Here is a 24448-nt window from a genome sequence, read left to right as displayed (position 1 = left end):
CATCGTATACAACATACGCTCCCCGAATCGCCCACCTGAGGAGCTCTCCATGACGAACCTCTCCGTCCGCGACACGAACCTGCCCCGCAGCCGGGTGCTCCGGGCCGCCGTGGCGGCAGCCGCCGTCGTCTGCACTGTCGTCGCCTGCTCACCGGTGTCGAACAACGAAGGCGGCGACCCGTCCGGCGGCGACCAGGCGGCAGGCCAGGATTCCTTCGGTACGCCCGCCGACCCCGCCGCCGTCAAGCAGGGCGGCAAGCTGGTCATCGCCCTCTCCGCCGAGCCCGACGCGCTGGACCCGACGCTGTCGAGAAGCCTCTACTCCCGCTACGTCTTCCAGGCGATGTGCCAGAAGCTCTACGACGTCAACGAGCAGGCGCAGGTCGTACCGCAGCTCGCGACTGCCCTGCCCACCACGAGCGGCGACGGCCGGACGGTGACCATTCCGCTGCGGCCCGGCGTGCGCTTCGCGGACGGCACGGCGTTCGACTCGGCCGCGGTGAAGGCCACCCTGCAACGCCACCTCACCAACGCCCGGTCGGCGCGCAAGAGCGAACTCGGCCCCATCGACGGCGTCGACACCCCTGACGCGCAGACAGTCGTCCTGCGGCTGAAGCAGCCGTTCGCACCACTGCTCGGGGCCCTCGCCGACCGGGCCGGCATGATCATGAGTGCGCAGGCGCTGCGGACCAAGGGCGACGACTTCGCCTCGGCGCCGGTCTGCGTCGGCCCCTTCAAGTTCGCAAAGCGGGTGCCGCAGAACTCCATCGAGGTGGTGCGGGACCCCAACTACTACGACGCGAGCAAGGTGCACCTGGACGGCATCTCGTGGCGGATCCTCACCGACGCCAGCATCCGCGCCGCCAACCTGCGCTCCGGTGACGCGCAGGTCGCCGACTCGGTCTCCACCCAGGACGTCGCCTCGCTCCGGCAGGACGCGGCGGTCTCCGTCCTCCAGTCGCAGTCCCTCGGCTACCAGGGCCTGACCATCAACGTCGGCAACGTCGACGGCGTCGGCACCGCAGCCAAGCCCATCAACCGCCCCCTCGCCCAGAACGCCAAGGTGCGACAGGCCTTCGAGCACGCCATCGACCGCAAGGCCCTCGTCGACGCGGTCTTCAACGGTCTGCACGCCGCCGCCTGCTCCCCGATCTCGCCGGCGAGCACGTTCTCGTCCCCCGAGGCGCAGACCTGCCCGGCGCACGACCCCGCCAAGGCCAAGCAGTTGCTGGCCGAAGCCGGCGTGCGGACGCCGTACACGGTCACGATGCTCGCCTCGAACACCCCTGACACGCTGCGTCTCGCGCAGGCGTTGCAGTCCATGGTCAAGGACGGCGGATTCGACCTGAAGATCAACCCGGTGGAGTACTCGTCGCTCCTCGACGAGCAGGACCGCGGCAACTTCGAGCTGCTGCAACTGGGGTGGAGCGGCCGGATCGACCCGGACGCCAACATCACGAACTTCGTCGGCACCGGCGCCAGCCAGAACGTCGCCGGCTACAGCAACCCGCAGCTCGACACAGTGCTGACCCAGGCCCGCCAGGCCGGTGACGTCGAGGAGCGCAGGAAGCTGTACGGGCAGGCGGTCGCACTGCTCCAGCAGGACGACGCCCTGATCTACCTCTACCGGCAGCGCAACCTGACCGCCGTCAGCAAGCAGATCCAGGGCCTCCAGGTCTACCCGGACGGCGTTATCCGGGCCGCCTTCGCCGGCTTCGGCAAGTAGGCCGTCGTGGCCCGATACCTGCTCACCCGCGCCTGGCAGTCGGCGCTGACCCTGCTGTTGTCGACGATCGTGGTCTTCGTCGGCGTACGGGCGCTGCCCGGCGATCCGGCCCTCGCCCTGGCCGGGGAGGACCGGTCGCCGGAGGCCCTGGAGGCCATCCGTCGGCACTACGGGCTGGACCAGCCGCTGCCGGTGCAGTTCGCCCAGTACGTGGAGCGCATGGCGCAGGGCGACTTCGGGGTGTCCATCCGCACCGGCACCCCGGTCTCCTCGATGCTCACGACAGCCCTGCCGGTGACCGTCGAGCTGTCCGTCCTGGCGATCCTCATCGCGGCGGCGCTCGGCGTCGGCGCCGGGGTGCTCGCGGCCGTCCGTCGTGGACGTCCGGCGGAGTGGCTCGCCAACGGCCTGGCCCTGATCGGCCTGTCCGTGCCGCACTTCTGGCTCGGGCTGCTGGCGATCCTCTACCTGTCCGTGGCGACCGGGCTCTTCCCCGCCTCCGGCTTCGTGCCGATCCTGGAGGACCCGGTGGACAACCTGCACCACATCGTCCTGCCGGCGGTGATCCTCGGCACCGGCCTGGCCGCCATCATCATGCGGCAGACCCGCTCGGCGATGCTGGACTCGCTCTCCTCCGACTACGTCCGGACGGCGAAGGCCAAGGGCCTGCGACCGCGCGCCGTCATCACCCGGCACGCCCTGCGGAACAGCCTCATCGTGGTGGTGACCGTCGTGGGTCTCCAACTCGGCGGGCTGATCTCGGGCGCTGTCGTCACCGAACAGATCTTCGGGCTGCCGGGCTTCGGCAAGATGACCATCGACGCGGTGTTCCAGCGGGACTACCCGGTGATCCAGGCCGTCGTCCTGCTCACCGCGGCGGCCTACATCGTGATCAACTTCTTCGTGGACCTGCTCTACTCGGTCATCGATCCACGCATCCGGGTGACGGGAGATCCGGCATGACCGTCCTCACCGTACCGATGGCGGAGACCGGCACCGCCGATATCACCCGGCGTACCCGGGTGCTGCGGCGGCTGCGGCGCAACCCGCTCGCCGTGGTGAGCTTCGTGGTGCTCGCGCTGGCGGGTGTCATCGCGCTGCTCGCGCCCTGGCTCGCGCCCTACTCGGTCGACCAGACCGACTTCGCCCGTACGTTCGCCCCTCCCGGCACCGCCGGGCACCTGCTGGGCACCGACGACCTCGGCCGGGACGTCCTCTCCCGCATCATGCTCGGCGCACGGGCCTCGTTGCAGGTAGGGCTCCTGGCGGTGGCCACGTCGCTGGTCATCGGGGTGCCGCTCGGGCTCGCCGCCGGCTACTTCCGGGCTTGGGACGCGGTGATCTCGCGCTTCACCGACCTGCTGCTGGCGTTTCCGTTTCTGATCATGGCGGTGGGGTTGGCGGCCATCCGCGGTGCCAGCCTCGGCAACGCCGCGGTGGCCATCGGCATCGCCCAGATCCCCGGGGTGATCAGGGTCGTCCGCTCGGACACGCTGCGCCTCAAGTCGCTGGACTTCGTCGCGGCGGCCGTCGTGGACGGCGCGAGCGACCTGTGGGTGCTCGCCCGGCACATCCTGCCGAACGCGACCTCGGTGATCCTGGTGCAGGCCACTGTCGCCATCCCGGCCGCGATCCTCGGCGAGGCGGTGCTGTCCTTCCTCGGCCTCGGCATCCAACCCCCGTCGCCCAGTCTGGGCACCATGCTGGCGACCGCCCAGCAGTTCGCCGCCCGCGCACCGTGGGCCGCCGTCTTCCCCGGCGTGGTGATCATGGGTCTGGCGCTGGCGTTCAACGTCTTCGGTGACGCCCTGCGCGACGCCCTCGACCCGAAGGGAGACCGGCGATGACCACCGCCTCCGCGCCCGTGCTGGAGATCCGCGACCTGTCGGTGTCGTTCCCGACCGAGACCGGCACCGTCTCGGCGGTCGACGGAGTCAGCCTGGACCTCGCGGCCGGGGAGATCGTCGGGATGGTGGGCGAGTCGGGGTGCGGAAAGAGCGTCACCGCGATGAGCCTCGCCGGACTGCTCCCGGGCAGCGCCCGGGTCAGCGGATCGGTGCGCCTGGACGGCACCCAGCTGGTCGGGGCCCGCGAGTCGGCCCTGCGTCGCGTCCGTGGCCGGGAGATCGCCTACATCTTCCAGGAACCGATGACGTCGTTGAACCCGGTGCTCACCGTCGGACGGCAGATCGGCGAGGTGCTCCAGGTCCACGAACGGATGTCCCGACGGGCGGCGCGGGCCCGCGCCGTCGAGCTGTTGACGCTCGTCGGGATCCCGTCCGCCGCCCAGCGGGTCGACAACTATCCGCACCAACTCTCCGGCGGCATGCGCCAGCGCGTGATGATCGCGATGGCGGTGGCCTGCGGCCCGAAGGTGCTGGTGGCCGACGAGCCGACCACCGCGCTGGACGTCACCGTCCAGGCCGGCATCCTCCAGGTGCTGCGGGACCTGCGCGACCGGCTCGGCACGAGCGTCCTCATCATCACCCACGACCTCGGCGTGATCGCCGACATCGCGGACCGCGTCGTCGTCATGTACGCGGGCCGGGTGGTGGAACGGGCGCCGGTGGACGACCTGTTCGCCCATCCCCGGCACCGGTACACGGCCGGGCTCCTGTCGGCGTCACCGCAGCCGGGCCGGCACGCCGGCACCGACCGGTTGACCGAGATCCCCGGGCTGGTGCCCGTCCTGGCCAGCCAACCCGACGCCTGCACCTTCGCGGATCGCTGCCCGGCCGCCGATGAGCAGTGCCGGGCGGCCGCCCCGCCGTTGGAGGATGTCGGTGGCACCGACCATCTCGCGGCCTGTTGGCACCCCTGCACAACGGCACCGACGGCAGTTCAGGAGGCGAACCGATGACGCCGCAGCCGAACGCCCTGGAGATCGCGGACCTGGTGATGCACTTCGGCCCGGTGCGTGCCGTGGACGGGGTGTCCCTGACCATCCCGCGGGGCCGGGTCACGGCCCTGGTGGGGGAGAGCGGTTCCGGGAAGTCGACAGTGGGCCGATGCGTGGTGCGGCTCGTCGAACCGACAGCGGGAACTGTCCGGATCGCCGGCACTGACGTCACCCACCTGTCCCGACGGCGACTGCGTCCCCATCGCGGCGCGGTGTCGATCGTCTTCCAGGACCCGGCCGCGTCACTGGACCCGCGGATGCTGGTGGGCGAGATCGTGGCCGAGCCGCTGCGGCTGGCCGGCAAGCGGATCTCCCGGCGCGAGCGGGACGCGCGCGTCGCCCCCCAACTCGAACGGGTGGGCCTGCGCGCCGAGGTGGCCCGCCGCTATCCCCACGAGCTGTCCGGCGGGCAACGTCAACGGGTCAGCATCGCGCGGGCCCTGATCTCCGAGCCCATGCTGCTCATCGCTGACGAACCCACCAGCGCGCTCGACGTGTCGGTGCAGGCGTCGGTGCTCAACCTCCTCGCCGACCTGCAACGCGACATCGGGTTCGCCTGTCTCTTCATCACCCACGACCTCTCCGCTGTCGAGTACCTGGCCGACGACATCGCTGTCATGTACCTGGGTCAGCTCGTCGAGACCGGTAGCCGCGAGCGGATCTTCGCCCGACCCGCCCACCCGTACACGCAGGCGCTGCTCTCCGCCGCGCCGGTGGCCGACCCGGTGCGTCAGCGCCTCCGTCAACCGGTGCTGCTCGGCGACGACCTGCCGTCCGCGCTCGACCCACCGTCCGGCTGCCGGTTCCGGACCCGGTGCCCGCTCGCCTTCGACAGGTGCGCGACGGAGGTGCCGGCGCAGACCGCCGTCGGCGACGGGATGGCCGCGTGTCACCTGGTCCGGCCGGACGGCACCGGTCCCGACGTTCGTACCGCAGATCCCAGTGAGGTGTTGTCATGACGTTCACCACCCGACCCACGTTGCAGGGCACCTTCGGCATGGTGTCCTCCACCCACTGGCTGGCCAGCCAGTCGGCGATGGGCATCCTGGAACGCGGGGGCAACGCCTTCGACGCGGCGGTCACCGCCGGCTTCGTCCTGCACGTCGTCGAGCCGCACCTGAACGGGCCGGGCGGCGAGGTGCCGGCCATCGTGGCCACCGCACGGGATCCCCGACCGAAGGTGCTGTGCGGGCAGGGGCCGGCGCCGGCCGGCGCCACCATCGCGCACTTCCGGTCCCTCGGGATGGACCTCATCCCGGGCGCCGGGCCGCTCGCGGCGGCCGTACCCGGCGCGGTGGACGCCTGGCTCCTGCTGCTGCGCGAGCACGGCACGCTCACAATCGCCGAGGTGCTGGAGCCGGCGATCGGCTACGCCGGCGCCGGACACCCGCTGGTGGGCCGGGTCGGTGACACGGTGGCGGCCGTCCGGTCGTTGTTCGAGGAACACTGGCCCACCTCCGCCGCGCTCTGGCTGCGCGGCGGCCGACCACCGGCCGCGGGGGAGTTGGTCACCAACCCGGCGTACGCGGACACCCTGCGCCGGCTCGTCGAGGCGGGACGGGCGGCCGGCGTCGACCGGGAGGCCCAGATCGAGGCCGCGCGCCGGGCCTGGAGCACCGGTTTCGTCGCCGAGGCGATCGACGCGTTCAGCCGGCTACCGTTCCAGGACTCCAGTGGCCGCCCGCACGCCGGGCTGGTGACCGGCGACGACCTGGCCGCGTACTCGGCGAGCTGGGAGCCGCCCGCCACCCTTGACTGGCACGGCTACTCGGTGGCGAAGACCGGTTTCTGGGGCCAGGGCCCGGTGCTGCTGGAGTCACTGGCCACTCTGGATGCCCTCGACGACCCGGGCGCGTACGACCCGACGACCGCGGCGGGCATCCACGCCCAGGTCGAGGCGCTCAAGCTCGCCTTCGCCGACCGGGAGGCCTGGTACGGCGACGGGGCCGACGTGCCCGCCAAGGCGCTGCTCTCGCCGCAGTACGCGCGGGAGCGGGCCGTCCTGATCGGCGATCGCGCGTCGGCGGAGTTGCGGCCGGGGCGTCCGGACGGGGCGCAGCCGCGCCTGCCCGCCCACGTTCGGCAGGGCGCCGGGCGGCGTACCGGGCCGACGGATGCCACCACGGGAGAGCCGACGGTGCAGTCGGACGGGGTGACCCGGGGCGACACCTGTCACGTGGACGTGGTCGACCGCTGGGGCAACATGATCTCCGCTACGCCCAGCGGCGGCTGGTTGCAGAGTTCCCCGACGATTCCGGAGCTGGGCTTCCCGCTGGGCAGCAGGTTGCAGATGTTCTGGCTGGAGGAGGGGCTCGCCTCGTCGCTGGCGCCGGGCCGCCGCCCGCGTACGACGTTGAGCCCGACGATGGTGCACCGTGACGGTCAGCCGGTGCTGGCCTGCGGCACCCCCGGTGGCGACCAGCAGGACCAGTGGCAGTTGCCGTTTTTGCTGCGGCACCTCGTCGGTGGGCAGAGCCTTCAGGAGGCCATCGACGCGCCGGCGTGGCACACGGTCAGCCTGCCGGGGTCGTTCTATCCCCGCGACATGGAGCCCGGTGTCCTGGTGGTGGAGGACCGGCTCGACGAGGGTGTGCTGGAGGCCCTGCGGGCGTACGGGCACGAGGTGCGGGTCACCGACGGGTGGAGCCTCGGTCGGCTCTGCGCGGTGACCCGTGACCCGGTGACGGGAGTGCTGGCGGCCGGTGCGAACCCCCGGGGGATGCAGGGCTACGCGTGCGGCCGGTAGCTGGCGCCATGGCCGCGCGCCCGTCAGCGGGCGCCGTAGCCGCCTTCGGCGTTCTCGTAGGCCGCTGCGGATGCCGCGTCGAGGTGGTCGAGCGCGGCCCGCTCGGCGCGGTCACCGTCGCCCGACTCGATGGCGTCGACGAGTTGGATGTGCTCGGCCCACGAGTGTGGCGCGCGTTCGGCCGCCCCGAGCCGGAAGACCCACTGGACATGGAGGTAGAGCGACTTGGCGATCGACGACAGCCAGGGGTTTCCGCTGATCTGGAGGATGCGCAGGTGCAGCGTGCTGTTCAGTTCGGCGACCCGGGCCAGGTCGTGGCGCTGCGTCGCCTCGCGGCCCTGGTCGAGCAGGGCACGCAGGGACGCCACGTCGGCCGCTGTGGCCCGTTCGGCGGCCAGCCGGGCGGCCAGCGTCTCCAGGCGCTGTCGCACGGCGAACATGTCGGTGATGGTCCCGCTGCTCGGTGAGGCGACTACGGCTCCCCGGCGGGGGAGGATCACGACGAACCCCTCCGCCTCGGCGACGCGCAGTGCCTCCCGGACGGGATTGCGGGAGACGCCGAAGTCCTCGGCGAGCCGGTCCTCGGTCAGCCGTTCCCCGGGCAGGTAGTCGCCGTCGATGATGGCGGTCCGCAGCGCGGCGAGGACCTGATCGCGTAGCGGCAGGTGTTGCGCGCCGAGCTTGTCCCGTAGGTCTTCAGCCACCTGGTCGCCTCTCCGTGAACGTGTCCGGACAAAGTGTATACGAAGAACAATTACTGGAAGGTGGCCGACAGTGTCGAGCACAGCGCCCCGCGTCACCCACCCTCGCGTCGCCCCGCGCCGAGACGAGTGCCTGCTGCGGCGACGGCAGGCGCTCGTCGTCGTCCTCACCTTCCTCACCGGGAGCGCCGACGCTCTCGGTTTCCTCGCCCTCGGCGGCGCCTTCGCCAGCGTGATGACCGGCAACATGGTCCTGCTCGGGCTCTCGGCCGGCCGGGGTGAAGCCGACCTGGCGCTGACGTCGGGCTGCGCCATCGTCAGCTTCATCGTCGGTGTCCTCGCGGGCGCCCGCGTCGTCGGCTCGGCACAGCCCGACGATCCGGTCTGGCCCCGGCGAGTCACCTGGGCGCTGGTCCTGGAGCTGTCGGTGTTCGTCGTGTTCGCCGTCGTCTGGGAGATCACCCTGCACACGCCCGACGCGGGTGTCCACCTGGCGCTACTGATGCTGTCCGCGGTCGCCCTGGGCGTGCAGAGCAGTGCCATCCAGCGCTTCGGCGTGTCCGGCCTGTCCTCCACGTACCTGACCGGCACGCTCACCAGCCTGATCGCCGGGGTCGCCGCGCGCAGCCCGTGGGCCAGCCTGCGTCCCAAGGTCCAGGTGCTGCTGGCCCTCATGGTCGGCGCGGCGGTCGGCGCCCTGGTCGCCCTGCACCTGCCTGTCGTCGCCCCGGCCCTGCTGATCGTGCCGCTGGTGCTCGTCATCGCCGTGTCCGCGCGGATGCGGGCCTGAGCGTCAGACGCCGCGAGCGAACAGGGCCAGCCGTACCCGGTTGGGGCTGTCGGTCTTCGTCATCAGGCTGGTGATGTGGGTCTTGACGGTGGTGACACCGATGTGGAGCTGGTCGGCGATCTCGGTGTTGGACAGGCCCTCGGCGACCAGGTTGAGCACGTCACGTTCCCGGGCGGTCAGGCCCGGCAGGGCCGGTGGCGACCCGGGGCGGGCGCGCACCGCGCGCTGCACGAGGCGGCGTAGCACCTCCGGGCTGAACGGGCTGTCGCCGACGGCGGCCCGTCGGATGCCGTCCAGCAGCTCGGTCGGGGGCGCGTCCTTGAGCAGGAACCCGCACGCTCCGGCGGTCAGCGCGGGGTAGAGGTGGTCGTCGTCGCCGAACGTGGTCAGCACCAGGACGCGGGTGGCGGGGCGTTCGGCGAGGATCCGGCTGGTAGCGGTGATCCCGTCGACACCGGGCATCCGCAGGTCCATGACGACGACGTCGGGGAGGAGCCGCCCGGCCAGCGGGATCGCCTCACGGCCGTTGTCGGCCTCACCGACGACCTCGATGTCGGGTTGGGCCTCGCAGAGCATGCGCAGCCCGGCCCGGATGAGGTGCTGGTCGTCGACCAGCAGCACCCGGATCACGCCGGCTCCGGCGCGGGCGACCCGGCCGGGGCCTCCCGCTCGCGGGGCACCGACCCGACCGGCGCGTCGGCGGGCGCGGCGGCCACGGCCGGAAGGACGGTACGCACCCGCCACCCGGCGCCGGTCGGGCCCGCCTCCAGCCGGCCGCCGAGGACCTCGACGCGTTCCCGCATTCCGGTGATGCCGTGCCCGCCACCGGCCGGCACGCCCGCTGGCAGCCCGCCGCGTCCGTTGTCGGTGACCTCCCAGTGCACGCAGCCGTCCCGGACAGCGACCACGAGGTGCGCGAGCGCGGACGCCCCCGCGTGTTTGGCCACGTTTGTCAGCGCCTCCTGGGTCAGTCGCAGCACCGCCATGCCGCGTACCGCGTCGAGTGAACCGATAGCCGGGTCGAGATCGGCCTCCACAGTGACACCCGCCTGCCGGGCCCGGTCGATGGACGCGCCGATCGCCGCCGGCAGTGCTGACGGTTCGATAGCGGTCAACGCCGCGTCGCCGCGTACCCCGTCGGGGTTGCGCAGCACCGCGACCAGCCGGCGCAGCTCCGTGAGGGCCGCGGTGCCGGTGCCGTGCACGTCGTCGAAGACCTCGCCCACCCGGGGGTCCAGGTCGGTGAGCACGTGCCGGGCCACGCCGACCCGCAGGACCATCGACGCCACGTGGTGCGCGATGACGTCGTGCAGCTCGCGGGCGATGGCGCCGCGTTCGTCGGCGCGGGCCGCACGGCTCTCCGACTCGTGCTGGCGTTGCTCGGCCACGGCCCGCTCCACGGCCTGCCGACTCAGCTCCCGGTTGGTGCGGATGACGAGGCCGAGCAGCACCGGCACACCGACCTCCAGGGCCAGGCCGACGATGCCCGAGGCGACCTGGCCGACCGGGTCGCCGACCGAGTCGGTCAGGTCGACCACGACCAGCAGCGCGGTGGACAGCCAGATGGTCCGGGGGCGGCGCGCTCGCATGGTGATCTCGAGCAGGGCCCAACTCGCGCCGACCTGGTTGATGGTGAAGTCGTCGACCAGGCCGATCGCGACCGTCAGCAGGGTGGCCTGTGCCACCAGGTTGACCACCGGCCGACGGTGCGCCGCCAGCGCCACTGTGAACGCGAGGACCGCGAGGATCCACTGTGTCGTCGTGGGCGTGCTGGTCGAGCGCGGAACGAAGAGCAGGTAGCACAGCCCACTGAGATCGAGCAGTAGCATCCGCACGAGCGAGTCCCGCATGTCGAACAGTCGCCCCGGCCAGCTCACGGTGGTCAGCCTAGGTGCTGCGGGCCGGTGGCGGCGGCCGTCGGCCGCCGCCACCGGGTCCGGACCGCGAGGTACGCGGCCAGGCCGAGCGGTCCGAGCAGGATGGTCAGCACCAGCACCGGAGCCATCACCAGCGCCGGCACCCCCCGTTCGCGGCTGTCCAACCACGCCCACCGCCCGACGAACAGGTCGAACGCGATCATGTGCGCCCAACCCGCCGCGGCCCCGTTGGAGGTGCCGAGCAGGTCGCGCACCCCGGCCAGGGTCGGCGACGCCACGGCCGGCAGCACCTCGCCGAACGCCGGGAGCACCAGCAGCGCGTAGATCACCACGACCGGCAGCACGATCAGCGGCGAGGCGATGATCCGGGCGGTCCACGACCAGCGCGGCAGCAGGATCATCAGCGCCCAGAACGGCGCTGCCACCGCGAACGTCAGGGAGAACAGCGTCGCGGTCACGCGGCCAGCGCCAGTTCCGGGCGACGTCGGCGGGCCAGCACCAGGCCGGTCGCGGTCGCCGTCGCGACCACCAGGGCCGCGACCGCGGCGAGCGTGACGGCGTCCGGCCGCAGCAGCGGCTGCTCGCGCAGGGCTTGCCAGGTCAACAGCACGGTGAGTACGCCGTACGCGCTGCCCGCGACGACCAGCAGCCGGGCGCGGGTGCGCTCGCCCAACCGCGTCGCGAACCGGCTCAGCAGGATCGCCAGGATCGGCAACGCCTGGAGGGCGTGCAGCCCCACGAAGTGCCCGATCCGCAGGTCACCGCCGGTGGTGCTCCAACCCACGATCGGCAACCCCGGTCCACCGTCGGGCACGCCGACGCTGTGCGCCCCAGTGATTCCCTCGATCCCCGGGTCCTGCGTCGGCAGCGCCATCGGCACTGCCGCGAGCATGCCCAGCAGGGACAGGCCGAGCCCCCACCCGACGGCGGTCGCGGCGACCCGATCGGGAATCCGCTGGATCATCACCACGATCGCGATGACGAGGTGCGCGAAGAACAGCACCATGATCGCCGCGCCCATCGCCGCGAACAGCGCGGTGTTCAGCGGGGTGCTGTCGTTGAAGTGGCTGGTCTGTCCGCGTATCACCTGGCCGACGATCAACGCGTTCTCGACGACCGCCACCGCGACGATGACGACGACCGCCCTCTCGACGGCCCGGCTGCGTCGCGGCAGCAGGGAGAGCATCCAGGCGAGCGTCGCGCCGTACAGCACGAACGACACCGCGAACTTGAACGGCTTGAGCCAGATCGGCGCCCCGGTGAGGACGCGCGGGTCGACGAGGATGCCGACGACGGTGACGACGCCGAGTACTGCCATCACGGATACCAGGATCATCAGTGGGCGGTTCCAGCGCGTCGCCCTGCGCACATCGGTAGTCATGTCTGTAGATGTTCGTGGCCGTGCCCGCCGATCGCGTCCGACCCCGAGCCCCGGTTGCGGCCGGTGGTCGGAGCGCGCCTCCTCCCTGGGTAGGAGACGAAACCCGTCGAGGCCGCTCGGTGGTACTGGCACAATGGCCGGCCTGCCGATCGGACCGGGAGTGACGATGACGACCAATGCGGACCGTGTCCAACCGAACGAGACCACAGTGCCGCTGCTGCATTGCGCGGCGCCGGAGGAGACCCTGGCGTTCTGGCGGGCCCTCGGGTTCGAGGTGGCTTTTGAGCAACTCAGGCCATATGTGTATCTGGCGTTCACCTGGAGTGGGTTCCAGCTGCACTACGGCCCGGCACCGAAGGATCTCGACCCGGCGAAGGAGCATTCCGGCGGCTGCCTGGTGATGGTGGACGCGGTGGGCTCGTACCACGCGGTGTTCGCCGAGGCGATGCGCCGCAGCTACGGCAAGGTGCTGGTCAAGGGTCTACCCCGAATGACCCGCTACCGCGCCGGGTCGTCGCGGTTCAGCATCGTCGACCCGTCGGGCAACTCCATCGTCTTCATCCAGCGGGACGAGCCGGAGGACGTGGAGTACGGCGGGTCGGAGGAGCTTGACGGGCTGGCCCGGGTGCTCGACAACGCGCGGATCCTGCGCGAGTTCAAGATGGACGACCGGGCGGCCTACCGGGCGCTCGACTCGGGGATGCGCCGCCGCGCCGAGGACGCCCCGGTGGTCGAGCGGGCGATGGCGCTGGCCGGCCTGATCGAGTTGGCCACCGCGTTGGACAAGGCCGACCGGGTGCCCGAGTGGGGCGTCCGACTCCAGGCGCTGTCCCTGACCCCGGAGCAGCGGACACTGGTGGCGCAGTACGTCGCCGACCCCACCCTCCTCGAACCGTGGTGGCCCGAGGTGCGCTGACCCCGGACCTCCCCCGCTCATCGGGGTCCTGCCGCTGCGCTGTGGCGGAACAGCGCCGCCACGCCGGCGAGCATGACCAGTAGCAACCCGGTGAACCAGTTCATCGCCGTGCCGGCGCTGACGGCCTGGGTGGCGACGCCGATGCCGACGGACGGCAGGATCATCCCGAGGTAGCCGATGAGGAACAGCCCGGCCAGGGCTTCGCCGCGCTGGGCGGGCGCGGCCATCGCCGCGACGGCGCCGACGGCGGCCTTGAAGAGCACGCCGGCGCCGATGCCGGCGACCACCCCGCCGACCAGGAACACCGGGAGGCTGGCGGTGTGCATCCCCACCAGCAGGACGGGCACGCCGACGGCCTGGGCGAGCAGCCCGAGGCGCACCTTCGCCGGGGCGGCCAGCCGGCTGGTGAGGGTCTGCGCCACTGCCGCGCCGCCGAACACGGCGAACACGATCGCGCCGGCCAGGGCCCGCGACGGAAGGTGCAGGGCGCCAGCGACGAAACCCGGGGCGACAGAGGTGAACAGGCCGAACACCGCGAAGGAGGCGAACCCGGCGGCTGCCGCGGCCAGGTAGCCGGCCCGGTCCCCGTGGTCGGCGCTGATCCGCTGTGGCCGGTAGGTGGGCTTGACCGGCCGCTCCTCGACGGTTTCCGGGGTCAGGGCGACCGCCACGATGCTCGCCGCCAACAGGACGGCGAACACCAGGTACGGCGTACGCAGCGGCGCGTCGACGTACTGGGCGAGGATGCCCGCTACCAATGCGCCGACGCCCAGCCCGCCGATGTTGGCGGCGGTGGAGACCATCTCGAAGCGCTGGCCCGACGAGCCGGGCCGGTGCGCGGCGTGCAGCTCCTGGAGGTACGCGGTGGCGGTCGCGGTGATCAGGCCGATGCCCAGCCCGCTCACCAGCCGGGCGACCAGCAGCACCGGCAGGGACGGGTCGCCCAGGAACAGGGCGGCGGCCACCAGCTCCACCACCAACGCCGGGATGAGGATCTTCTTGCGGCCGACCCAGTCCGAGACGTGACCGGCGAGCAGCAGGCTGATCACCACGCCTACCGCGTAGACCGCGAACACGATAGTGCCCATGAACGTGGAGAAACCGTCCCGCGCCATGTAGAGCGGGTAGAGCGGGGCAGGCACTGTGCAGAACGCCATCGCGGTCAGAAACGCCAGGGCGATGGCCCAGAAGCCACGGCCGTGCCGGCGGGACGAGCCGTCGCGGCGGTCGGACGTGGTGGGGCCGGGTGTCAGGGTCGACAAGGACATGACCCCACTGTTGCCTCGCCCAAGCATCAGGTCCAACGAAAGTTGATGCTCGCGACGATCGCGTTCGGTGATACTTGGTGGTGTGGAGCTCCGCCAACTTGAGTACTTCGTCGCAGTGGCCGAGGAACAGAACTTCACTCGCGCCGCCGCCCGCCTGCACGTCGTCCAGTCCGCCGTCTCCGCTGCGGTCAAGACCCTCGAACGTGAACTGGGCGCGTCACTGCTGGACCGCAACTCCAAGCGCGTACGCCTCACCGACGCCGGTGCCGCGCTGCTGCCGCGCGCCCGGATCGCCCTCGACGCGGCCCGCGACGCCCGCGACGCGGTCGCCGAGGTGCACGGCGGCCTGCGCGGCACCCTGCGCATCGGCACGATGACCTCGATCAGACTCCTGCACCTGCCGGCCCTGCTCGGCGAGTTCCACCGCCGGCACCCCGGAGTGCTGCTGCACACCAGCGTCGCCCCGCACGGCTCCCAGGGGCTCATCGACGCCCTCGCGGAACGCCGGCTCGACCTCGCGTTCGTCTCGCTGCCCGGCACACCTCCTGCGGAGATTCACCTCACCGAGCTGGCCAGCTCGGCACTCGACCTCGTCGTCCCGGACGACCACCCGCTGGCGACCCGCGAGGCGCTCACCCTCGCCGACATCGCCGGGTTGGACTTCATCGACTCCCCGGTCGGCTACGGCAACCGGGCCGTGACCGACAGGGCGTTCGCGGCCGCCGGCCTGTCCCGGCGCGTCACGATCGAGATCCCCGACATCGCCACCGGCGCTGAATACGTGCGCCACGGGCTCGGCATCGCGCTGCTGCCCCGCTTCGCCGTCGCCGACGACCACGGGGTGCGCCTGCTGAGCGTCACCGGCGCCGACCTGAACTGGACGGCCTCGCTCGCCACCCCGGTGGACCGCCCGGTCGGGGCCGCAGCCCGTGCGCTGATCAGCCTGACCGCCGAGTTCCTGCCCTGACGGTCCCGGACGTCCGCTTCGCCCCTATGCCACCTGCGCCCACACGTCCGCTCATTCCACAGAACGGCACGAAATTACCGCTTTAGGGTAAGTGAGGCATACCCACCTAGCTGCTCCGATAGCTTTCGAAGGAGAGGAAAACTCGTATTCCTCCCTTCGGGTGCATAAGGAGTCAGTGATGAAGCGCAGTGTCGCGCTCGCGGCAGCCCTCCTGGCAGGTCTGACCAGCATCGGATCGATCCCCGGGGCCGCCTTCGCCGATGGCGGCGGCCCCGGGTACCACGACGACCGCAAGGGGGGTGATTACCACCACGGCGACGAGGGAGCGGTCTTCGTCCAGACCAACAAGGCCGAGGGCAACACCATCAAGGTGTACGACCGCGACGAGGACGGCCGTCTCACCAAGGCTGGCGAGTACGAGACCGGCGGGCTGGGCGGCTTCACCATCGGCGCGCCGCTCGACGCACTGGCCTCGCAGGGCTCCCTGACCTACCACCGCGGACTGCTGTTCGCTGTCAACGCCGGCAGCAACACCGTGACGGTCTTCCGGGTGGAGGGCACCAAGCTGCACAAGCTCCAGGTCATCTGGTCCGGCGGCCTGCTGCCGGTCAGCGTCGCGGCCCGTGGCGACCTCGTCTACGTCCTCAACGCCGGTGGCGAGGGCTCGGTGCAGGGCTTCGAGCTGCACAAGGGCCGCCTGTCGCGGATCGAGGACGCCAACCGGTCGCTCGGGCTGCACAACGGCAACCCGCCGGCGTTCGGGACCGCCCCGGCCCAGGTCAAGATCGACCCGGACAGCGAGTTCGTCCTGGTGTCGACAAAGGCCGCCAACGTCATGTTCAGCTACGAGATCGGTCGCAACGGCAAACTGTCCCGCAACCCCGTCATCAGCGACGCGGGCAACGCCCCGTTCGGCTTCACCTTCGACAGCGAGGACTCGCTGCTGGTCACCGAGTCGGGCGCGAACGCGGTCAGCCGGTTCGAGCTGGAGGACGACGGCGCGCTCGACCAGGTCGGCCCGTCGGTGCCCAACGGCCAGCAGGCGACGTGCTGGATCCAACGCGTCGGCGACTACTTCTTCGTCGCCAACGCCGGCAGCTCCACCATCAGCTCCTACCGGGTCAACGACGACGGCAAGCTCGAACTCGTCAAGAACGTCGCCGCGGACACCAACGGCGGGTCGATCGACATGACCACCAGCGACGGCTTCCTGTACGTGCAGAACGCCACCGCAGGCAACGTGCAGGGCTACAAGGTGCACGAGGACGGGTCCCTGAATCTCGTGACCACAGTGGAGGGTCTGCCGAAGTTCGCCGACGGCATCGGCATGGAGGGCATCGCCGCCTCCTGAGCGCGCCACCCGCTGGTCCCGGTCGTTCGTCGACCGGGACCAGCTCTCGTCGTGTCACGAGGCTGAGGCCACTCGCGCGGCTTCCCCCGGTCCGTACCGACCGGCCTGCGTGGGGTCGGTCTATCCCTGCCCGGTTGAGGTCGTGCTGGCCTCCGCCGGCGGCAACAGTGTGCCGGTCATCGCCCGGCTGGTTCAGGCCGACGAGGACGCCGTCCGGGGTGTCGTCCACCGGTTGCACGAGATGGGGATGCCCAGCTTGGACCCTCAGTGGATCAGCTGGCCGTCCCCGCCAGATCAGTCCTGATGACGAGCAGTCCTGGGGGCGAAGGGGCCACCGTTGCCGAACGCGAGCCGCGCGAAGTTTTCGGCGATGCGGCGATGTGCAGCAGGGTCGGGGTGGACCTCGTCGGGTAGCGGGAGTTCGGCGTAGTCCGCCTCGCCGTACAGGTCCCGTCCGTCGAGGTAGTACAGGTTCGGGTCGTCGGCCGTGCGCTGTTCGACGATCCGGGCGAGTTCGTCACGGATGACGGTGAGCGTCAGCCGCCCGGCGGCGCGTTCGGCCGGATCGCCCGTGGCCTTGAACCGCAGGGTCCCGCTCTCGAAGTCCGGCGCGAGGGGGCCGGGGGTGTCTTCCTGGACCGGGCACAGGATGGCGGACACGACCAGCAGTGGTGTGGTCGGATGGCCCTCGCGGACAGTGTCGAGGAAGCCGTGGACCGCGGGGGTGAAGGCGCGTAGACGCATCACGTCGCTGTTGACGATGTTGATGCCGATCTTCAGGCTGATCAGGTCCGCAGGGATGTCGCGCATCGCGCGGGCGGTGAACGGGTCGAGCAGCGCGCTCCCGCCGAACCCCATGTTGACCAACTCCACACTGCCCTCAACCGCGGCCAGGGCCGGCCAGATGGCGCTGGGATGAGCGGCGTTCGAGCCGTGGCTGATAGAACTGCCGTGGTGCAGCCACGTCCTGCGTCCGCTGGGCGCGGCCTGCTCAACGGGCGCGTCGGTGCGCAGCGCGATCAGCTCGGTGATCTCCGTGTGCGGGAGCCAGATCTCGACGTCCTTCTCACCCGCTGGCAGATCCGCGAAGCGGGCGGTGCCGGCCGGCCCCTCGGTCAGCACCGAGGCTTGGGTGAACATGTCGGTAACGGTCCGGACGTTGCCCCCGGCCACCGAGGCCTGTGCTGCCAGACGGCCGTTGACCAGCAGGTCGTAGACGCCGTCCGCCGGTGGCGGGAAGCCTTGGTAGACCCGCTTGGTGGGTAGCGCGTCCAGTTCGATCGTGGTCGCCCGGGTACGGAACGCCAGCCGCACACCGGAGGGCTGGGCCTCGGCCACGGCCAGTTGGTCGTCGGGGATCTGCCGGCGCGCCTGCGCGGTCAGCCGATGCGGCAGCAGACCGCGCGCGGTCGCCTCCACGTCGACGAAGCCGCGTAGCAGGTCCACGGTGACCGGGGTGATCCAGTCGTGTTCGGTGGTCATTGCCTCAAGCCTCTCGACCGAATCTCGGTGTTCATCGGCCCGCCGCGCGGCGACCGCTTGCGGCGGTGCGGCCCTTGTCAGGTCAGGGGGGTGCTGCGGTTGCGTAACAACGCGTCGAGCGAATCCACGATCCAGTCCCAGGATTCCAGCGCATCGGGAGCGCTGTGCTCGAAACCACCGGCCAGCTCCAAACTGACGTAGCCGTGGAAGACGCTCTCCAGCATCCGGACCGCGTGCGTCACGTCCGGCTCGTCCAACTCGTAGCCCGCTCAACGCCGCGATCGACAACACCGCTGGGGCCACCCGCAGCCAAGGCCGCCTAACCAACCCGGCGAACGTTTGTGGTCAGGGCACCAGATGGCCTCCGCCGGGTCCGGGCGCGTTCGCTCGCCCCACCGGACGACCGCCGGCGCGGCGAGCCCGACCGCGACGGAGATGCCGCCCATCATGTCGTGGCGGCGCTGCCTCCTGCCCGGGGCCGCTACTCGAGGCTGGCCAACTCCTCCGGCGACAGGACCAGAGCCCCGGCGGCGAGGTTCTCAACCAGGTGATCGGGGTTGCCGGTACCGGGGATGGCCAGCAGGTGCGGGCCGCGGCTGAGGGTCCAGGCGATCCGTACCTGTGCCGGCGTCGCGCCGTGTGTGCGCGCGATGGCCTCCACTGCCGCGTTGGCGGCCACGCCGCCGGCCTCACGTCGGTCGCCGGCGAGAGCGAAGAACGGCACGAATGCGACGTTCTGCTCACCGCAGGTACGCACGAGCTGATCCTGCGTACGTCGGGTGTCGACACCGTACGTGTTCTGCACGCAGACCACCGGGGCGATCGCCTGCGCCTGCGCGAGGTGGTGCGGACGGATGTTGGACAGGCCGAGATGCCGGATGAGTCCGGCGTCACGGAGCTCGGCCAGCGCGCCGAAGTGCTCCGCCACCGACTCCAGTCCGTCTTGGCGCAGGTTCACGACGTCCAGATGGTCGCGGCCGAGTTGGCGTAGGTTCTCCTCGACCTGTCCACGCAGCTGATCCGGTCGGGCCAGCGGCAGCCACTCTCCCGAGGGGTCGCGGCCCGGTCCGACCTTCGTGGTGATGACCAGATCATCGGCGTACGGCGACAGTGCGCTGTTGATTAACTCGTTGGCCGACCGGAGCGGCGAAAAGTAGAACGCCGCCGTGTCGATGTGGTTCACACCGAGGCCGACCGCTTGGCGTAGCACCCCGATGACCCGCGCGCGGTCGCTCGCCGCGCTGCCGTTACCTGTCAGGCGCATTGCGCCGAATCCGATCCGATTGACGCTCAGGTCGCCGAGCGTCCAGGTACCCGCAGATTCCGCACTGATCATGTTGGTGGGCATTGGGCGAACTTAGCCACCGCCGCTGACCTGCGCAGTCGGGCGTCTGCCCGATACCGATCGGGAAGAACCACTGTTAGGTTATTTATCGTGGGAAGCGCGTTGCCGGCAGTGCAGTGACAGCCCGCAGATCATTCGGGTCCTGACCGCGTTCGCGTTTCGCGCTGGCGACAGACCGCCGCGCGCTAGGACGCCAACCGCTCGCGCGCGGTGCGTGTCGGCCGGGGGAGTTCGGCGCTGCCGTCCGACGTGTTGATCTCCGACCAGACGGCGTCGAGGGAGAGGCCGAGGACGTCGGCGATCGCCGCGATGGTCGGAAAGGCGGGGGTGGCTATCCGGCCGGACTCGATCTTTCGAAGGGTCTCTGGCGAGACGCCCGCGTCCAGCGCGGTGAGGAGCATCGAACGCTCTCCACGGGCGCGACGCAGGAGCGCGCCGAGGCGCTGTCCGCGTTCGAGCTCTTCGGGAGTGAGCGGCAACCTGACCATGACCCGATTCTAGTACCGGGATAATATGGCCGGGATACTTATTGGTCGCCCGAGGAAGGCGCTGCATGATCGAGATCCTGAGCCCCACCGACGTGCTGCGAGCGAAGGACACCGGAGCGCTGGTCGCCGGCATCCTCCAGTCGTTGAAAAGCCGCTGCGTGGTCGGCACCAACCTCCTGGACATCGACCGGTGGGCGCAGGCCATGATCACCGAGGCCGGGGCGGAGTCCTGCTACGTCGACTATGAGCCGTCCTTCGGGCGTGGGCCGTTCGGCCACTACATCTGCACGTCGGTGAATGACGCCGTGCTGCACGGGTTGCCGTACGACTACCCGCTCGCCGACGGCGATCTGCTCTCGCTCGACCTCGCCGTGTCGCACTGTGGAGTCGTCGCGGACTCGGCCATCAGCTTCATCGTGGGCGACACGCGGCCTCCGGAGAGTCTCGCGCTGATCGACGCGACCGAGCGCGCGTTGCAGGCGGGGATCGCCGCCGCCGGCCCCGGCGTTCCCATCGGTGATCTCTCCCACGCGATCGGCTCGGTCCTCAAGGCGGCGGGATTCTCGGTCAACACGGAGTTCGGCGGCCACGGCGTCGGATCGACGATGCACCAGGACCCGCACGTCTCCAACACCGGGCGCCCCGGTCGTGGCTACCGGCTACGCCCGGGGCTGCTGCTGGCGCTGGAGCCGTGGGTGATGGCGGACACCGCCACGCTCGTCACCGATGCCGACGGCTGGACCCTCCGCAGCGCGACGGGCTGCCGGACGGCGCACACCGAGCACACCATCGCCATCACCGACGACGGCGCGGACGTGCTGACCCTGCCGACGACGCCCTGACCCGTACGAGACAATCGACGCCCTCATCGGTCAGCCGACGACGGGCCCACGATGGACGATTAACCGCCCACCGAAGGGGCACGTCCCTCCGTGGCACCCTGCCGGGTCGCGTTCAGAATGAACCGATCGGTCATATTTTCCGTGATGACGGTCAGGGTCACCCACCAGAGTCACGGAGGCACGATGTCAACGGTTCGAACTGGTCCGGTCATCGGACTGCTCGTGCAGATCGTCCTGCTGGCGGTGCTGGCGGAGACTGTCGGTCTGGGCACGGCGGGCTGGGTGGCGGGGCTGGCGTACGGGGTGGTCCTGTGTGCCCTGCTCAGCCGGGGGATGTCCCGCTCGGGCGCGGGTGCGCTCAGCCCGGCCGACCGGGTGACCCTGAGCCGGGCGATCCTCGTCGGCGGCGTGACGGCCCTGGCCGCCGACTCGTTCGGCCGGTCGGCGCCGGTAACGGTGATGGTCGTCCTCACCAGCGTGGCGTTGGCCCTCGACGCCGTGGACGGGTACACGGCCCGCCGCACCGGGACCACCAGCGAGCTCGGCGCGCGCTTCGACATGGAGATCGACTCCTTCCTGGTCCTGGTGCTCTGCCTGCACGTGGCCCCCACTGTGGGTGGCTGGGTGCTGGTAATCGGCGCGATGCGCTACCTCTTCGGCGCCGCTACCTGGGTGTTGGAGTGGATGCGGGGATCCGCGCCGCCGCGGTACTGGAGCAAGGTCGTCGCCGCGATCCAGGGCGTGGCGTTGACGGTGGCGATGGCCGACGTGCTGCCCGCGCCGCTGACGACAGTGGTGCTGGTGGTTTCGGTGGCGCTGCTGGTCGAGTCGTTCGGGCGTGACGTCGCCTGGCTCTGGACGACCCGGCGCCTCCGCCGCACCGTCATCCACGGCGCCCCGGGCGCGATGGTCCAGCCGGCCAGCTCGGCCAGCCACAGCGCCCCGAGCGCCGGAGTGGGGCTGGCCGAGCTGACCCCGGGTGCTGCCGATGGTCTGCCGTGGTCGGACCGTCCCACTGTCGCCGTGGTCCGACGCGGGATCGCCCGCGTCTGAGCCGCCCGGATGCCGCGCCCAACAAAGATCATGGAAGGATGCCCGGGTTGTCGCTCTTGACGCGTGTACGTCAGCTGCCGAGCCAGGGACGGAGGGCGATGAGGGACGAGGCCCCGGACGGCACCGACGACGGCACCGACGTCGAGGATCGGCCGAAACCTTCCATCGCCGCCCGGCTGACGACAGTGCTGGCCGCGCTGCTCGTGCTGCTCGTCCTCACCGTGCCGTACGACTTCGGCCGGCTCAGCCCGGCGGCGTTCGCGCGGGTCCCCCTGGAGGCGCTGCTGGTCGTGGCCCTCCTGCTCGCCCTGCCGTCTCGTGGCAGCCGACTGGTCGCGACGCTGGCCGGCGTGGCCCTCGGCCTGCTCGGCCTGTTGAAGCTGCTCGACCTGGGGTTCACCGCCTCGCTGAGCCGGGCGTTCGACCCGGTGCTCGACTGGGCGCTCCTCGACGAGGGGTTCGCCTTCCTCAGCGAGTCGTACGGTCGACCCGCCGCCATCGGCGTCGCCATCACCCTGGCGGTGGTGCTCGTGGGCCTGCCCACACTGGTCACGCTGTCGATGCGGCGACTGCGGCGGCTGGTGGTCCGGCACCGCACCGGGACCACCCGGATCGTGGCCGCGCTGGTGGTCGTCTGGGTGGCCTGCGCCGCGTTCAACGTGCGGGTGGTCGAGGGCGTGCCGGTCGCCGACACCTCCGCCACCACCCTGGCCAACGGGCACGGCTTCCAGGTGCGCCTGCGCCTCGACGACCGCGAGACGTTCGGCGCGCTGATCGAGGCCGACAGGTTCGGCGACACCCCCGGTGACCAGCTACTGACAGCGCTGCGCGGCAAGAACGTGGTGATCGCCTTCGTGGAGAGCTACGGCCGCGACGCCGTCGAGGACCCGGAGTTCGCGCCGCAGGTGGGTTCGGTCCTCGACCGCGGCACCAGCGAGCTGAGCGTGGCGGGTTTCGCCGCGCAGAGCGGCTTCCTCACCTCGCCGACCTTCGGTGGCGGCAGTTGGCTCGCGCACGACACGCTGCTCTCCGGCCTCTGGATCGACAACGACCAGCGGCACCGCACCCTGCTGGCCAGTGACCGGATGACCCTCAACGGCGCCTTCCGACGGGCGAACTGGCAGACCGTCGGCGTGATGCCCGCCGTCACCAGGGCGTGGCCGGAGGGTTCCTTCTTCGGCTACGACCGGTTCTACGACGCCAAGGCGCTCGCGTACCGTGGCCCGAAGTTCAGCTTCGGCACCCCGCCCGACCAGTACACACTGGCGAGCTGGCAGCGCCTGGAGCAGACCAAGCGTGACGGCAACGTGATGACCGAGCTGGCTCTGGTGTCGAGTCACGCGCCCTGGACGCCTGTCCCGCCGCTGCTCGACTGGGCCGACGTCGGTGACGGCGCTGTCTACCGTGGGGCCGGCGCGGGCCGGTCGGACGAGAAACGCCGCAATACCGGCCAGATCCGGGCGGACTACCGAAAATCCATCGAGTACACCCTCGGCACGCTCATCTCCTACGTGCGGACCTACGGAGACGACGACCTCGTGTTCATCGTGCTCGGTGACCACCAACCCGCCGCTGTCGTCACCGGCGAGAACGCCAGCCACGACGTGCCGATCTCGATCATCACCCGTGATCGGGCCGTGTTGGACCGGATCTCCGGGTGGGGATGGCAGGACGGGCTGAAGCCCGGGCCGCAGGCGCCGGTCTGGCGGATGGACGCCTTCCGGGACCGGTTCCTGACCGCCTTCGGACCGTAAACCGGCCACCTCTCTCACGGACTGGACCCAGACAGATGACGGCTACCACCGACACCAGGATCGCCGCGCTCCGGACCGACCCGGCCCTGTCCCTGCTGCACCGGTCGCTGGACGTCTACTACGGCGATCCCGAGCGGGACGCGAGGATGGACGCGTTCTACTCCCGATTCGTCGGCGGCGGGGACCTCGTCTTCGACATCGGCTCCCACGTGGGCGACCACATCGCGAGCTTCCGCCGTCTCGGTGCCCGGGTCGTCGCCGTGGAACCGCAGCCGCTGTGTCTGCGCGCCCTACGGGCGATCTACGCCGATGACGACCAGGTGACACTTGTCGACGCGGCGTGTGGCGCGCTCCCCGGGCGTACCCGGTTGCACGTCAACTCCGCCAACCCCACCGTCTCGACCGCCTCACCGGACTTCGTCCGGGCGGCCAAGGGCGCGGGTGGATGGGAGGGCCAGGTGTGGGACACCGACATCGAGGTCCCGGTGGTCACCGTCGACGCGCTGATCGAGACGTACGGCGTGCCGACCTTCACCAAGATCGACGTTGAGGGTTTCGAAGCCGAGGTGCTGGCTGGCCTGAGCCGCCCACTGCCCGCGCTGTCGTTCGAGTTCACCACCATCGCGCGCGCGGTCGCCGACCGGTGTCTCGATCGCCTGACCGCGCTGGGCTTCGACGGCTTCGACGTCGCGGTGGGCGACGACAAGTCGATGACGTTTCGACGGTGGATGTCCGCGAGCGACCTGGCGACGCACCTGCACGACCTGCCGCACACCGCGAACTCCGGCGACGTGTACTGCGTGTCCGGAACCCGGGCGGCAACCACCGAGAGCTGACCGCGGCACTCGTCACCGCCTCGGTC

At 70.9% G+C, this 24448-nt stretch carries 24 protein-coding genes; 14 read left to right on the top strand and 10 right to left on the bottom strand.

The features are described from left to right. The first annotated feature begins 49 nt into the window (after positions 1-49). Genes NIE111_RS01105 through NIE111_RS01080 form a run of 6 tightly spaced genes read left to right on the top strand, consistent with a single transcriptional unit; the run spans position 50 to position 7371 of the window. Positions 50-1726 carry an ABC transporter substrate-binding protein gene (locus NIE111_RS01105; protein ID WP_238682598.1) on the top strand — a complete coding sequence of 559 codons (1677 nt, stop codon included), beginning with the start codon at positions 50-52 and terminating at the stop codon, positions 1724-1726. A 6-nt stretch (positions 1727-1732) separates the two neighbouring features. Beyond that, positions 1733-2689 (top strand): ABC transporter permease, encoded by a 957-nt coding sequence (locus NIE111_RS01100; protein WP_091399352.1) that lies wholly within the window; start codon positions 1733-1735, stop codon positions 2687-2689. Then, positions 2686-3573, top strand: coding sequence for an ABC transporter permease (locus NIE111_RS01095; RefSeq protein ID WP_238682597.1), 888 nt, complete (start codon positions 2686-2688; stop codon positions 3571-3573). The genes NIE111_RS01100 and NIE111_RS01095 overlap by 4 nt, the downstream gene beginning before the upstream one ends. After that, positions 3570-4586 carry an ABC transporter ATP-binding protein gene (locus NIE111_RS01090; RefSeq protein WP_238682596.1) on the top strand — a complete coding sequence of 339 codons (1017 nt, stop codon included), beginning with the start codon at positions 3570-3572 and terminating at the stop codon, positions 4584-4586. Before NIE111_RS01095 ends, NIE111_RS01090 begins: the two co-directional genes overlap by 4 nt. Continuing rightward, positions 4583-5584 carry an ABC transporter ATP-binding protein gene (locus NIE111_RS01085; protein ID WP_238682595.1) on the top strand — a complete coding sequence of 334 codons (1002 nt, stop codon included), beginning with the start codon at positions 4583-4585 and terminating at the stop codon, positions 5582-5584. Before NIE111_RS01090 ends, NIE111_RS01085 begins: the two co-directional genes overlap by 4 nt. Next, positions 5581-7371: a gamma-glutamyltransferase family protein gene (locus tag NIE111_RS01080; protein ID WP_238682594.1), complete on the top strand. Its 1791-nt coding sequence runs from the start codon at positions 5581-5583 to the stop codon at positions 7369-7371. Before NIE111_RS01085 ends, NIE111_RS01080 begins: the two co-directional genes overlap by 4 nt. A 23-nt stretch (positions 7372-7394) precedes the next feature. Here NIE111_RS01080 and NIE111_RS01075 read toward each other — a convergent pair whose 3' ends face one another. Continuing rightward, positions 7395-8075, bottom strand: a complete 681-nt coding sequence (locus tag NIE111_RS01075) for a GntR family transcriptional regulator (protein WP_167457549.1) — start codon at positions 8073-8075, stop codon at positions 7395-7397. Positions 8076-8145: 70 nt separating this feature from the next. On the opposite strand from NIE111_RS01075, the gene NIE111_RS01070 reads away from it, so the two are divergent. After that, entirely contained in the window at positions 8146-8862 is a 717-nt protein-coding gene (locus NIE111_RS01070; RefSeq protein WP_238682593.1) for a YoaK family protein, read from the top strand. Between the two features lie 3 nt (positions 8863-8865). Here NIE111_RS01070 and NIE111_RS01065 read toward each other — a convergent pair whose 3' ends face one another. Genes NIE111_RS01065 through NIE111_RS01050 form a run of 4 tightly spaced genes read right to left on the bottom strand, consistent with a single transcriptional unit; the run spans position 8866 to position 12120 of the window. Continuing rightward, the gene (locus tag NIE111_RS01065; RefSeq protein WP_238682592.1) at positions 8866-9492 is read right to left on the bottom strand and encodes a response regulator transcription factor; all 627 of its coding nucleotides are present in this window, start codon (positions 9490-9492) and stop codon (positions 8866-8868) included. Continuing rightward, positions 9489-10739 (bottom strand): sensor histidine kinase, encoded by a 1251-nt coding sequence (locus NIE111_RS01060; protein WP_238682591.1) that lies wholly within the window; start codon positions 10737-10739, stop codon positions 9489-9491. The genes NIE111_RS01065 and NIE111_RS01060 overlap by 4 nt, the downstream gene beginning before the upstream one ends. 5 nt (positions 10740-10744) lie before the next feature. Then, positions 10745-11197, bottom strand: a complete 453-nt coding sequence (locus NIE111_RS01055) for an ABA4-like family protein (protein WP_238682590.1) — start codon at positions 11195-11197, stop codon at positions 10745-10747. Next, the gene (locus tag NIE111_RS01050) at positions 11194-12120 is read right to left on the bottom strand and encodes a hypothetical protein (RefSeq protein ID WP_238682589.1); all 927 of its coding nucleotides are present in this window, start codon (positions 12118-12120) and stop codon (positions 11194-11196) included. Before NIE111_RS01050 ends, NIE111_RS01055 begins: the two co-directional genes overlap by 4 nt. A gap of 166 nt (positions 12121-12286) precedes the next feature. Between NIE111_RS01050 and NIE111_RS01045 the strand changes: the two genes are divergently transcribed. Beyond that, positions 12287-13036, top strand: coding sequence for a DUF8817 family protein (locus NIE111_RS01045; protein ID WP_238682588.1), 750 nt, complete (start codon positions 12287-12289; stop codon positions 13034-13036). Between the two features lie 17 nt (positions 13037-13053). Here NIE111_RS01045 and NIE111_RS01040 read toward each other — a convergent pair whose 3' ends face one another. Beyond that, on the bottom strand, positions 13054-14304 hold the full coding sequence (locus NIE111_RS01040) for an MFS transporter (protein ID WP_238682587.1): 1251 nt from the start codon (positions 14302-14304) through the stop codon (positions 13054-13056). Positions 14305-14386: 82 nt separating this feature from the next. Between NIE111_RS01040 and NIE111_RS01035 the strand changes: the two genes are divergently transcribed. Beyond that, positions 14387-15271 carry a LysR family transcriptional regulator gene (locus NIE111_RS01035; RefSeq protein ID WP_238682586.1) on the top strand — a complete coding sequence of 295 codons (885 nt, stop codon included), beginning with the start codon at positions 14387-14389 and terminating at the stop codon, positions 15269-15271. Positions 15272-15449: 178 nt separating this feature from the next. Next, positions 15450-16622, top strand: a complete 1173-nt coding sequence (locus NIE111_RS01030) for a lactonase family protein (RefSeq protein WP_238682585.1) — start codon at positions 15450-15452, stop codon at positions 16620-16622. A gap of 294 nt (positions 16623-16916) precedes the next feature. On the opposite strand, the gene NIE111_RS01020 is transcribed toward NIE111_RS01030, so the two are convergent. From NIE111_RS01020 to NIE111_RS01005, 4 genes are all read right to left on the bottom strand, one after another. Beyond that, positions 16917-18104: an SGNH/GDSL hydrolase family protein gene (locus NIE111_RS01020; RefSeq protein ID WP_238682584.1), complete on the bottom strand. Its 1188-nt coding sequence runs from the start codon at positions 18102-18104 to the stop codon at positions 16917-16919. Between the two features lie 77 nt (positions 18105-18181). Further along, entirely contained in the window at positions 18182-18361 is a 180-nt protein-coding gene (locus NIE111_RS01015) for a TetR-like C-terminal domain-containing protein (RefSeq protein ID WP_274530456.1), read from the bottom strand. 224 nt (positions 18362-18585) lie between these two features. After that, entirely contained in the window at positions 18586-19452 is an 867-nt protein-coding gene (locus NIE111_RS01010; protein WP_238682582.1) for an aldo/keto reductase, read from the bottom strand. Positions 19453-19634: 182 nt separating this feature from the next. Next, the gene (locus NIE111_RS01005) at positions 19635-19937 is read right to left on the bottom strand and encodes a helix-turn-helix domain-containing protein (RefSeq protein WP_210785397.1); all 303 of its coding nucleotides are present in this window, start codon (positions 19935-19937) and stop codon (positions 19635-19637) included. 65 nt (positions 19938-20002) lie between these two features. On the opposite strand from NIE111_RS01005, the gene map reads away from it, so the two are divergent. From map to NIE111_RS00985, 4 genes are all read left to right on the top strand, one after another. Next, positions 20003-20779 (top strand): type I methionyl aminopeptidase, encoded by a 777-nt coding sequence (gene map, locus NIE111_RS01000; protein ID WP_238682581.1) that lies wholly within the window; start codon positions 20003-20005, stop codon positions 20777-20779. Positions 20780-20962: 183 nt separating this feature from the next. Next, positions 20963-21832 carry a CDP-alcohol phosphatidyltransferase family protein gene (locus NIE111_RS00995; protein ID WP_238682580.1) on the top strand — a complete coding sequence of 290 codons (870 nt, stop codon included), beginning with the start codon at positions 20963-20965 and terminating at the stop codon, positions 21830-21832. A gap of 98 nt (positions 21833-21930) precedes the next feature. After that, positions 21931-23586, top strand: coding sequence for a sulfatase-like hydrolase/transferase (locus NIE111_RS00990; protein ID WP_238682579.1), 1656 nt, complete (start codon positions 21931-21933; stop codon positions 23584-23586). Positions 23587-23621: 35 nt separating this feature from the next. Further along, positions 23622-24422, top strand: coding sequence for an FkbM family methyltransferase (locus tag NIE111_RS00985; RefSeq protein WP_238682578.1), 801 nt, complete (start codon positions 23622-23624; stop codon positions 24420-24422). Positions 24423-24448 lie beyond the last annotated feature (26 nt).

It is taken from the genome of Micromonospora hortensis, from assembly GCF_022230935.1.
Classification (GTDB): Bacteria; Actinomycetota; Actinomycetes; order Mycobacteriales; family Micromonosporaceae; genus Micromonospora; species Micromonospora hortensis.
Note: the sequence above shows the minus strand (reverse complement) of the source record. Positions and strands in the feature narration are given on the sequence as shown.